This window comes from Imperialibacter sp. (assembly GCF_040222385.1).
Classification (GTDB): domain Bacteria; phylum Bacteroidota; class Bacteroidia; order Cytophagales; family Cyclobacteriaceae; genus Imperialibacter.
Genome location: NZ_JAVKDF010000021.1, coordinates 94,049 through 107,414, shown reverse-complemented (window position 1 = coordinate 107,414; position 13,366 = coordinate 94,049). Strand labels below are relative to the sequence as shown.

Genomic DNA, 13,366 nt, shown 5'->3' with positions numbered 1-13,366 from the left:
CTGAGTGAATAGAGACGAGGTACTGGTTGTAGTCCACACTTACACGTGTATTAATTCGAAAGAGATTGACAAACAGGCTACTTGGACGATTTTTATATTTGAAAAATGCTGGCGTTGCATTTCGTTCGAACTGGAAATGACGTGACTACTTATAAATAAGTATTTATTATCAGCCAAATTAAATTGATATGAATATTATTGGTATTAATTATATAATTCCTATGTTTATGCCTCAATTGTATTTTTACAGGTTGTTGCACCGCTACTGAGAGATTTTATAGGTTAAGTTGTATGAATAATTTGATGTTGACCAATCCCACAAAAACTATAAAATAGAATAATAGCCAACTTTAGTTTTTCTTTAGGTAACCCCGAATTTTCATCAGCTATTCCTGGATTATTAGGATCATAACTTGATCTGAGGTCAGTGGTGTTTAGCTAGTCGTTCAACAATCTTTTAGTTCAAACACCTCTTATCTTCGACGAAACTTTTTGTAATAGCTCAGGTTCTTTGCTATTTGTATCGTCAATAGTTATGACTTTTTGACAAAAATAGTGTAATTATAAATCAGTGTTTTTTTCATCTGATCAAAATATGAATTGGACCATTTCTAACCTTAGCCGGTCATGAAGATAAATTTGGCAAAAATCAAACTGGCAATAATAGTTTGCCTTATTCCTTTTTTTGGTGCCAGGGCTCAGGAGTTCTCAGTGGGTGTTAACACTCTTACTCCCAACAGTAACGCTGTTTTGCATCTGGTTTCCCCAAATAGTAACCAGGGATTCCTTGTTCCGCAAGTTTCCACCAGTCAGAGGCAGTCTATGATTCCGATACTTGCTAGCGGAACGACAAACAATGGACTGATTGTGTACGACGGTGATGAAAACAGTTTCTACTACTGGGCCAATGGAGCCTGGCGCAAAGGATTAGGTGTGTTTGAAGGGGCTGTGGCTGGAGGAGATTTGACTGGAACATTTCCCAACCCTGTCTTGAAGCCTTCCATTGTAACTTTTGACAAGCTTGCGCCTTTCAGCGTTATAGGTGAGAAGATAGCGCCCGGTGCTGTAACGACTGATAAAATTGAAAATGGTGCTGTTACCTCTGATAAATTGGCGGTAAGCGGAGCTACGGCAGGCACATTTGGCAATGAGACAACCGTGTCGCAAGTGACGGTGAACGACCGTGGCATTATCACGAGCGTGGCTAATGTGGCCATATCTATTGTGTCAGACAATATAGTTGATGGGAGCATTATTAATATTGACCTGGCTGACAATACTATTACTATTAATAAGATTGATGCCGAAGGGACGGTCTCCTCTGTATTGGGGACGGATGCAGCAGGCGCCCCAACCTGGATACCGCTAAGCAATTTTGCGAGCTCTACATTAGCTACAAGCAATGTTTTTATAGGTAACGACACGGGTACAGCCTCGGCCCAACCCGTTATCGGTGATGCCACTCTTACCTACACAGCTACAGGTGCTGATTTGCAGCTGGCGGCAGATGCCGTAACGGCCAACGAAATTGCTACGGGTGCCGTCACAAGTAATGAAATTTTGGATGGAGCGGTACAGACCGCCGATATAGCTGATCAGAATGTTACAACAGTAAAAATTGTTGACGACGGTGTAACCGCTACCAAAATCAATGCTGATGTGGCTGGAGCGGGCCTAAGCCCCAATGGTACCACTGGTGCCCTGGATGTAAATGCAGGTAACGGATTAACCATCAATGGCGATGATCTGGAAGCGGACATTGCTCAGTTGGCTGGCCAGGGCCTGGGTGCAAACACAGGAACTGGGGCAGTAGATATTAAAGTAGACGGTACGTCGCTGGAAATTGCCTCGGATATTGTGCAGGTAGCGAGTGGGGGAATTAGTAATGCAAAGCTTGCCACTGATGCTGTTACTTCCGATAAAATTGCTGATGGCAGCGTGAGTGCAGCCGACATAGCGACCGGAGCCGTTAGTACCGATGAGATTTTGGATCTTACCATTACCACGGCGGACATAGCCAACGACGCAGTAACTAAAGATAAAATTAATGCTGATGTAGCAGGTGATGGCCTTGAACAATTTACCGATGGAACGCTAAGGGTGAAAGTAGGGAGTGGACTCTCATTCGATCCTGATAAAAAGTTACAGCTGGCGATTGTGCCCAACGATGACGAATTTTTGATTGGTACATCATCGGGTTTTGAGGGAACGACAGTGGTGGGGGATCTTTCAATGACATACAACTCTGGTACAGACCGAATTGACTCCAAAATACAGCCAGACAAGGTGACTGCTACAGAAATAGCGACAGATGCAGTTGGTAGTGCCGAAATTCTCGCCGGTGCGGTGAATACCCCAGAGCTTGCGGATGGTGCTGTGGCCAACCCGAAATTAGGTGCCAGTGCTGTCACCTCCGACAAAATAGCTGATGGCACCATTCAGGCAGTTGACATAGTGAATTTGGGCGTAACCACCCCCAAGATTAATGATAATGCCATCACCACTGGCAAAATTGCAGACGGCCAGGTGCAGACATTGGATATTGCTGATGTAAATGTCACGACCGCCAAGATCGCCAATAGTGCGATAGTGACCAGCAAACTTGCTGATGACGCAGTTACCCCAGCAAAATTGGATGCGCTTGTTGCCGGGCAAGGTTTGGTTCAGAATGGGAGTGGTGCATTAGACATTGGGCAAGGCAACGGAATCAAAGTAAACGCAGATGACATAGAAGTTGATCTGGGTGACATTGCTGGCGAGGCACTTGCTGAAAATACGGGCACGGGTGAGCTTGATGTTCAGTACGACGATGTGAGTATTGGATTGAATGCAAATAATCTGGAAGTTAAGGTCGATGGTATTACCACGTCAAGAATAAAAGATTTGGCAGTTACGGAGGATAAGTTGGCTGCCGGTTCAGTGTCGACAGGTAAAATACTTGATGGCACGATTCAAACAGGCGACCTTGGTGATAATATCATTACTGAAATAAAGTTGGTTGACAACTCAGTTACTACAGACAAAATAAGAGACGGTCACGTGCAAACTGCTGACATTGCCGATGACAATGTGACTACCGGTAAGATTGCTGATGGCAATGTGACAACAGCAAAACTTGACAATGACGCAGTCGACAAGGATAAAATAAATGAAGATGTCGCCGGTAACGGGTTACTACAGAATGTTTCAGGGGCGCTTGATATCAACCCTGGCAACGGTATAGAAATAGTTTTGGACGCTGTTCAGGTGGATCTTTCTGGTATAGCAGGTGAAGCGCTCACAGAAAATTCCGGGGTGCTTGATGTGCTATACGATGGGACAACGGTAGGGCTCAACGGTAGTGATGAGCTTTATGTGCCTGATGCAGGGATCGCCGAGGATCAGCTAGCTGATGATGCGGTGACCACCGCTAAGATTGATGACGATGCTGTTACCACAGCTAAAATTCTCAATGGAAACGTCACTACTGCTAAAATTTTGGACGATAATGTAACTGCGACCAAGCTAAATGATGATGTGGCAGGTGATGGACTTGTTCAAAATGCATCAGGAGCCCTGGATATAAATGCGGGTAATGGCATTGCGATTGCTTTGGATGTTGTTAGTGTAGACCTTTCAGGAATAGCAGGGGAGGCACTCGCAGAAAGTTCGGGTAAACTGGACGTGCAGTACGATAATAGTACTATTGGATATAATGGCACTAGTTTGGAAGTAAAGGATGCTGGCATTACTACTACCCAACTTGCCGACAATGCTGTGACAAATGCTCAGATGGCGGACAATGCAATTACCAACGCTGAGATGGCTGATAATGCTGTTGGGACTGCTGAAATAGCTGACAATGCTATTACTACTGGTAAAATACTGGATGGCGAAGTACAAACTGACGACATTGCGGATGGCACCATCCAAACAATAGACATTGGAGATAATCAGGTGACAGTCGCCAAGCTGCAAAACGGCACACCCGGTAACACTCAATTGATAGTTGCAGACCAAACTACCGGAGAGCCTGGTTATGTTAACCTTTCAACGGTGATTGGGGATTTGGCTGGGAATGGCCTGGTGGGTAATGGAGAGAAGATTGATGCCAATCCTGATGATGTGACGATCGAATTGTTCACCGATATGTTGCAAGTGAAGGATCTCGGAATAACTAACCCTAAGATAGCCAGCAGGACGATTACCTTTGATAAGTTGTCAGGCACGGCAGGGTTTGAAAATTCATTGTTAATTAACAACTCTTCGAATTTTCCCGTTTGGTTCGCACCAGGATCTAATCAAGTACTTATTACTAGCTCGGGAGGAAGTATTACCACAAAACCCATTGGTGAATTTGCTACTAATAACCTCGCTTATGGGAGTATTTTTATTGGTAATTCTTCTGGTATATCTACTCAACTGAGTGTAAATAATGCCGGTAGCTTAATTATAGGTAACGGAACTTCAGCTGCTTCGCTACCATTGACTGGTGACATTAATCTGAATGGTGCTGGTGCGACAACAATTCAAGACAACGCCGTTCAGGGTGATGACATAGATGTGACCTCTGGTAACTTCGTTGTAGCTGGTGCTAATCAAGTTCAGTTAAATAACACCCTCGGCCTTCAGGTAGCTAATGCCACTGATTTGAACGGAAGTCTGACGATGGATGGCTCAACTTTTAGCCTGGACGCAACCGGTGCGTCGAATTTATCTACTTCCGCAGGGGCATTGACGCTGCAAGGTGCCGGTGGAGTGAATATCGGAGCCAACGGCGTGCTGACTGATGTCATCGGGGGCTTGAACGTAACTCAGGGTGCAGATATTGATGGAAACACGACACTAAATGGCAATGTCACACTGGGAAATGCAGCCACAGATGGTGTGACTGTGACAGGGGAAATACTGGGAGCGACACCACTTAATTTTGAAGGGTCGGCTAATAATGACGTTTATACAAGCTTTGCAATTACTAATCCAACTTCTGCCCGCACGATTAATTTTCCAGATGCGAGTGGTACGGTTGTATTGTCAGGAGGGGCAACGCTGGCCAATGATATAGCCTTGAGTACAGACGGGGCAGGTCAGATAGTGAATGCAGTAGAGGCGCAGGACTTCAATGTTCAGTCTCAGAATATCAACATAGGTGATGAATCAGATGATGTAGTTGATATCACGGGTATTACAAATTTGAATGGAGGCGATGTAACGATAGCCGATGGCGCTACTGCTACCAATATCAACAACGATGATATTAACATAGGTAATGCAGCAGGGGACTTAGTTGACATCACAGGAGCGACGACAATCACAGGCGGTAACCTGACAGTAAGTTCACCCCAGTCAGATTTCAACAGTGCGACGACGAATGTAACGGGTGCTGCGATCAATATAGGTGATGCAGCAGGTGATGCAGTAGATATTACTGCGGCGACCAATATCAACGGAGGTAATCTGACAGTAGATGCCCCTGTAACTACATTAAACAGTGGTATTATCAATCTGAGTGCCGATGCTACCGGGGACATATTATTGAATGGTGAGATCCAGGGCGGCAGTCCTCTTATACTAGAGGGAGCGACAGATGATGCGAATGAGACGACGATCAGTTTGGTAGACCCGACGGCGGATCGTACGATCAGTTTTCCGGATGCGAGTGGTACGGTATTACTGGATGTCAATGTAGGCACGATTGCTTCTCAGGATGCCAATAGTGTATCGATAAGTGGCGGCTCCATTACCGGGATTACAGATCTTGCCTTAGCCGATGGCGGAACCGGTGCCAGCGATGCACCGACCGCCAGGACAAACTTGGGATTAGTTATTGGAACCGATGTTCAGGCCTTTGATACGGACTTATCTACCTATGCTGGCATCAGTCCCTCTGGAGATGTACAGACATTGCTTGGTTCTGCAGACAATGCGACAATCATCAGCAATATTGGATTGGGCTCCATGTCGTCACAGGACGCCAATAGTGTATCGATAAGCGGCGGCTCTATTACCGGGATTACAGATCTTGCCATAGTCGATGGCGGCACGGGGGCAAGTGATGCTGCAACAGCCAGGACGAATTTGGGCCTTGGAACGGGTGATTCACCGACTTTCAATGGATTAACAATTACGGCCCTTGCGGGGGCTGAAGATACCTATACCGGTGATGGTCTGACCAATTCATTTACTATAAGCGCAGCGGGGGCGTTTTCCTCCTCCGACATCCGCCTCAAAGAAAATATCAAACCCCTTGACAGCCCGCTGGATAAAATCCTGGCTTCTGAGGGCCTTTCTTACAACTACAAAGCCGACGCAGATACCGAAGTTCACTTTGGCGTCATCGCTCAGGAAATAGAGAAACTCTTTCCTCATATGGTAAAGGAGGATAGCAGAGGGTATAAGTCTGTGAACTACACCGAACTCATCCCCGTCCTCATCGAAGCCATCAAAGAACAGCAAAAACTGATCGAAAAACTGATGGCCGACCTGAGTAATGAGAAAACGACCAAAGAAGAGATGAAAGCAGCGCTTGATAAACAAATGAAGCTTTCCGAAATGCAGATGAAGCTCATGGCTCAATTGCAAATGGAAAACTCTTCCATGAAGAGTGACATCGACCTTATTAAAGAGCAAATGGGTATTAAGTCAGCGACCAAAACCAATGAATAAGGTACTTGCTACCATATCGCTCAGTTTACTTGCCGCTGCTTCAGTGGCAGCTCAGGGGCTTTATGCCCCATCGGGTGTGCAGTTGAAAGTAGGAAGCTCGGCAACGGTAATGATTGGCGGTGACTTAACCAACAAAGGCCAGGTTTACGATGAAGGCTTGTTGGTTGTGGATGGCACTGTCAACAACGAAAGCAGGTTGAATATTAGCAACAATGCGTCGACTCCCCCAATATTGGACTCCAACGGCCTCATCAACAATACGGGCAATCTGGAAAATGTGGGCCTCATCAGAGTTTCTGGCGATTGGAACAACACAGGAATCTATAACGGTATTGATGGCGAGATTGAACTGGACGGTACTTCTGACCAAACATTCTCAAGTACGCCCACCGATGTGCACAGTATTGTGGTGAACTCAACCGGCAAAACGCTATTTACTGGAGACACTGTGCGTGTGGTCGGAATGATCAACTTTGTTAATGGTTATGTGGACGCTAACCCTGGTAGCTATTTGATCATTGAAGACGGGGCAGAGGTGCTGGGCGGCAGCGACAACTCTTACTCGGAGGGAAAACTTTATCACCGGGGGCTTGGGTATAAGTTCTTTCCAGTGGGAAATGACGAACTCTATTTACCTGTCTACCTGGAGAACGTTTTTGGTCAAAACCCGCTCATAGGTGTGGAAGTTGGCGCTTTTTCTCAAGCACCTTTTCCTGATCGGCTTTTGGTAGGCGTTGCCGAGGACTACTACTGGGATATTGAAACTGTGCTTGGTAGATTTGATAGCAGCAGGGTGACGGTCGACTACGTGGGCGCTGACCTGGAGAGCAGTCAGAACCGAAATGACATTGCCTTTGATAGCGCCACGCCGGCGCTGGCGGAGGCGGAGTCACTTGACGAGCCATTTACAAACTTGTTCACAACAGATGACTCTGTCGAAGATCCCGACTTGTTTTCCTCAGGTCTGCTTACTGGAGAAAAAAGTTTCACAAAAAGATACCTGGCTGTCGCTCTTTCTCCTAAGGTACCTGCCGACGGTGTGTCCTATATCCCAACCGCTTTCTCTCCTTTGTCAGTTAATGAGGAAGATCAGGTCTTAAAGTTCTACAGTGAGAAGGTGATTCCCGATGGGTTTTCCTTCAAAATCTATGATCGCTTTGGCGATGTTTTGTATGAGACCAACGATTTGTCGGATGCGCAAACCAACGGGTGGAATGGCTTGCTTAAGAGCGGGAAACCGGCGTCAGGTGGGTATTACTTTTACTCCGCAAAGTTTGAGTTTTTTAATGGAAGAAAAGTGTCAAAAACCGGGCAGGTAATGCTGATAAGATGACGAGTATGCTGAAATATATATGCTTTCTTATGCTGGCTTGCTTCACTTTTAGCGTTTCTGGACAGAACAGCCAATTTTCGCAGTACTATACATCATCTTTGTTTTTAAACCCGTCGTTTGCAGGAATTCCGCCAGATTTGCAGGTGTCTCTTAATCACAAAAGACAATTTCAGACTTCTGGAATTTCCAACGAACTTTCGCAGTTTTCGATACTCTATCCCTTCGTTTCAAGTGGGTTTAATGCACGACAGTTTGGGGGCATTGGAGTGACAGCTTTCAGTGAGAGCATTGGGGATAATTTTTTCAAGAACAATGGTTTTATGGTTTCCACTGCCTACAACCTTAGGTTGGGCGACTTTAGTCCGGATTACGTGATCTTCGGGCTCCAGGGGGGGTACTTTAACGAAAGCATTAATTTCGGTAATCTACAGTGGGGATCGCAGTATACACCATACCTGATTTCTGGTTTTGACCCGAATGCGGCAGATCCGTCTGCACAGTTCAATGATATCGTGCATTACCCGGTGTTCAATGCAGGGTTGACCTACTACTTTAACCCCGCCCGAACATACAGGCTTTACAAGTATAGCGCTTTCTCAGGGTTCTCTTTCAAGAACTTAAATCGCCCAAATACCTCTTTTATGGGAGGTGAGGTAGCTCGTAAGCCAATTTTCATGGCTTATCATGGAGGCATGGAATTTAGCATTTCCCATAAGTTGAGGTGGTCTCCCAATGGAATTTTTTACTATTCCACTGATAATCGCTATCAGTTTAATATGGGAAGCTATGTTAGCTACAGCTTTAGCGATAACCGCTCCCTTAAAGCAAATAACCTCTACCTTACCTTTGGAGCTTGGTATCGATTGAGGGATTCTTTCATTTTCACAGCCGGCTTTCAAAATAATAACCTACAGATGGCTTTTAGTTACGATCTCAATAAAGTATACCTTTTTACGGAACCAAATGATTCACTTGTGCCTTCATTTGAAATTTCATTAACTTACACTTTAGGTAAGGACAAAAAGGGTGGTAGCTCGTCCAATCCATTATTTTAGTCATGAGGAAATTATCTTTAGCATTTGTAACCTGTTTAGTTTTAGTAGCTAATGCCTTTGGTCAGGGAGCTGTTCAACTAAATGAATACGCAGATGATCAATTCAGGAACGGACATTATGCTGAGGCAGCACAGTATTACCTCCAGGCACTTGCGGAAGAACCGAACAACCAGCTGGCGACCTTTCAGTTAGCTGAGTGTTATAGAAACACTTTTAAGTATCAGGAGGCTGAGCTTCAATACGAGAAGATGATTAATCTTTCGGAAGCCAACTATCCGACAAGCCGGTATTATTTCGCCTTGATGCAAAAGCTCAACGGCAAGTATCAGGAGGCGATGGAGAATTTTCAGGAATACCTTAAGTGGTATAATACCAACCCTGATAGAATGGCGGCATTTAAGGCACTCAGGCTACAGGCGCTTGTTGAAAAGGAAGGCTGTCTTCTGGCGCTTAATGAGTTAGCCAACCCGGTTCGGCATGCCGAATTCAAAGTGCTGCCTACTCCGGTCAACACGCAATACGACGATTATGCTCCTTTTATATTTAAAGGGGATTCTTCTCTTATGATGTCCTCGTCAAGAAAATCATCAACAGGATCCGTGTTTGATGCGAGAATGGGGCAGTCAACGGCTGACCTTTTTCGGTTTGAGCATTCCGGAGATGCGTGGACAGAAATTGGAAATAAAGACAAGTTTTCCAACCTGAACACTAAAAATGGGGAGGGGTCCGGTATTTTTAACAAAGACAATACGAAAGTCTACTTTACCTACAATCCGCCAGCTGGTTCGTCAACACCTTCTCAGATATCTAAATCGGAGCTTATCGATGGCAAATGGAGTGAACCAAAGCCTCTGAATGCCAATATAAATGCAAAAAACACTACCTCAAGGCATCCATCATTGTCACCGGGGAATGATACGCTATTTTTTGTTTCCGACCGACCTGGTGGGTTTGGTCAGACAGATATTTGGTACAGTGTAGATGCTGGCAATGATAATTGGGGGCCTGCTATCAATCTTGGATCTGCTATCAACACTAGTATGGACGAAGCCACCCCCTTTTTTGATCAGAAGGAGGGCGTTCTTTTCTTCTCCTCCAATGGACATAGAGGTTTTGGAGGGTTTGATATATTCATGACCAATGGCAACAACTTCGAGAATTCGGAGATTTATAATATGGGCTTTCCATATAACTCAAATCGGGATGACTGGTTTTTTATATTGGGACAGCAAAGTGGTTATCTTACATCGGGCAGAGACGGTGGAGTGGGAGGACAAGATATTTACACCTTCCATATTGAGACCGACCAGGAAATTATAGCTGAAATTCTTGAGGAAGACGTGGTGGCAGGCCGTAGCTCCGTTTTCTCGGATGACTACAATTTCGACACCAATGACATAGAGAAGGTGGAGGAAGTGATCTCTCATTTTCTTGCTGCACGTATGTTCAATACGCAAGCGATGCTTACCGCCGAGCAACAGGCATTTTATGATAACTTATCTGAGTCAGACAAAGAGAAGATTGAGAGGATTGTCAACTCCAGAGTAAGGAAAATGTCGGAAAGAGACCTTAGGGCGGTTAGAACTGAAGATGAGTTTTATTACCAGCAGCTGTCTACCGGAGATAAGTATTCAATCAACAGGATGGTGTCGTCTTACCTGGAGGAAGATGGCTTAGGTCTGAATGTATCGCTAAGTAGTGAAGAAAAGGCGTACTATGAGCAGCTTTCGAAAGATGCGAAAGAGAAAATAGATCAATACATCACACTGAAGGTAACTGAGTACCGAAACAAGGAGGTTCAAGATGAGTATTTCCAGTCTTTGCCTGCCACCGACCAAACTCAGGTAAAAACGTTGGCACGCAGTTACCTGCTTCAGAAAAAGTCAATTGAAAATCTCTCGCTGGGCGTCAATACAAATGTTTTTCTAAAAAAGCAGGACGAGCAGTCTATGGAGAGGGCCGAGGCTTCCATAGTAAATCAACTAAAGAATCTGGCACTTGAGAGCGATTTCTCTTTGAGTGAAGATGATAAAGTATTTTACCAGAATTTGCCTACTGAAGAGCAGCAGTCTATTGACAGGCTGGTGACTGCGTTTTTGGCTGCGAAGCCTTCGGACTTCGATAAGAACATTACTCCGGCAGACCTGGAATTTTACAATAAGAAACCGGCCGGACAAAAAGCGCTTATTGACAAAATTCTTGTGAGAAGACTTCGGAATTTGTCTTTCTCAGATGAGTATATTTTTAATCATGCTACAGCAAAACAGACGCTGTTGCTTACCAGTTTGAATACCAAAACAAACGGAAATGTCATTGTAGGAGAGGTTGGTAATTTATTAACTGGTGCCAATAGAAATGCTTATAGTTCCCTTAGCGAGGAGGAGAAGTTGAGGTTTGCAAGAATGGTGTCCGGCGTCGACAGCTACGATAAACTAGCCAGCAGACCTCTGTTGGCACTCGATGAAAATGCATCTGAGCCCTCGCAACTTATCGCAAGTCAGTCCAATAGGCCAATGGTTGCATCTTCGTTTGGTAGTGCGGCTGGTTCCTCTAAATCAAGTGAAAACCAGGCACTGGCTCAGGGCAACTCCAATAACAGCAGTGCAAATGTTGCTACGCAAAACTCTCCAGCTTCGACCACCGGCACTAACCTTGCTTCAAACCAGGGTGGTCAACTCATCATCGACCGACGAGAGGGGACGGGTGAGCCCGAGTCTGGAAACACACTATCGAAGGTGGCTTCAAGTCGGGCGGCTACAAGCATGAGCTCTGATCAAAGAGCGCTTTATGAGAGCCTGCCTCCGAGTAAAAGGCAGGCAATTGACAGGATTGTAGCTGTTTCACTGATCAACAACGACTATGCGGGCCAACCGGAGATGTTTGAAGAGGACAAACAAAGGTTCGCTGAGTTTGACTCAGAGGAAAGGCGGATGGCCAGAAGAATGGCAAAGTTTATGACAGAAGATCAGCTCTCTACGGCTGAAATGGGTGCGATTAAGGATGATTTTATCAAATACAAAAATTACAACCCTGAAATCAGAAAGACTTTCAACCACTTGATTTTAACTGAGGCTTTTAGCTATTCTCAGGGTAGAAACCAGATGGACTTGTTGACAAAAGACAGGGGGGTTAACAATGGCTTGAGTGCAGAGGAGAAGAGCTTGGTTGGGACTCTGATCGATGTCAGGGCAAGATCGAACTACATTTTTGGCGATCAGATTGATCTAGAAAACAAGTATGTTGAATCAGGTATGGTCATGGCGAGTGTCGATCAATACCAAACAGAAGAGTTTAAGAATATCAAGATTCAGGGGCGTTTGGTAGATATTAGAACCGGTAAAGCTCTTGCTAACTACCCGGTTGTATTGGCAAATAGCTCCGGCGAAACAATCAAGGTGGGTTATACGAACCAAAATGGCGAGTTTGTATTTGACTACTTAGACGGCAACAAAGCCTATAAGATTCTCTCAAACAACCAGACTGTTTCTGCGATAAAGCCGGACAACTTTTTCATTAAAGACTTGCAAGTGCGTGGGTACAAAGATGGATACATAGTGCTGAATTATGAAGGCATTTATTTCGACTCTGATGCCACCAATATTCGGGATGAGGGAATTGTGACGTTGAATAAGTTGATCGAACTATACAGGATGAATCCTGAAATTGAGATCGAAATTCATGCGCATGCTGACAGCCAGGGCGAGCATGACTATAATCACAGACTGTCGGATTTGCGAGGCGATGCTGTTTATAAATACCTTGTCAGTCATGGAGTGGATGAGACGGCCTTGACCGTTTACTACAACGGAGAAGGTGACCCTGTTGCCAGTAATCTCACGGCGTATGGACGTGCTTTTAACAGACGGGTGGAACTTGAGGTATACTCTACAAAACCTTTGCAAACTGAACTGGCTAAGATTTATGTTGCCCGTCCCGGGGCTACTATTGATGCTATCGCCAGGGCATTCAACCTGCCGGCAGATAGGATACAAGCTATGAATGGCTTGCAATCGAGGGTAGTTAAGCCATATACACCTATTAGAATAGAAGGCAAAAACAGCATCAAACCGAGCCTAAGTCTCTTGGTTGAGTTAAATGACCATGCTGTGAATTACAAACAGTACAAAGTGAAAAAGGGAGAGTCTATCATCTCCATAGCCGAGAAGTTCAACCTTCCTGAAGAGCTGTTGCTTGAATTGAACAACCTGAACGGATATCAATTGAACCCGGGAGACGTAATTGATATTTACGTTTCTTATTAAAGGTATGGCTTCAGCCGGTTTGATGTTTTGCTTTAGCTTGAGTGCAGGGGTCTGACGACATATTGCTGAGG

At 45.0% G+C, this 13,366-nt stretch carries 4 protein-coding genes; all 4 read left to right on the top strand.

Annotated elements, in window-relative coordinates:
• The first annotated feature begins 627 nt into the window (after positions 1-627).
• From RIG68_RS06705 to RIG68_RS06690, 4 genes are read left to right on the top strand one after another with little or no spacing between them, the layout of a single operon-like run.
• Positions 628-6,645, top strand: a complete 6,018-nt coding sequence (locus RIG68_RS06705) for a tail fiber domain-containing protein (protein ID WP_350120205.1) — start codon at positions 628-630, stop codon at positions 6,643-6,645.
• Entirely contained in the window at positions 6,638-7,978 is a 1,341-nt protein-coding gene (locus RIG68_RS06700; protein WP_350120202.1) for a T9SS type B sorting domain-containing protein, read from the top strand. Before RIG68_RS06705 ends, RIG68_RS06700 begins: the two co-directional genes overlap by 8 nt.
• Positions 7,979-7,983: 5 nt before the next feature.
• Positions 7,984-9,033: a PorP/SprF family type IX secretion system membrane protein gene (locus tag RIG68_RS06695; protein ID WP_193217911.1), complete on the top strand. Its 1,050-nt coding sequence runs from the start codon at positions 7,984-7,986 to the stop codon at positions 9,031-9,033.
• Between the two features lie 2 nt (positions 9,034-9,035).
• A complete protein-coding gene (locus RIG68_RS06690) occupies positions 9,036-13,295 on the top strand; it encodes a LysM peptidoglycan-binding domain-containing protein (protein WP_350120199.1) in 4,260 nt (1,419 codons plus the stop codon).
• Positions 13,296-13,366: the final 71 nt, after the last annotated feature.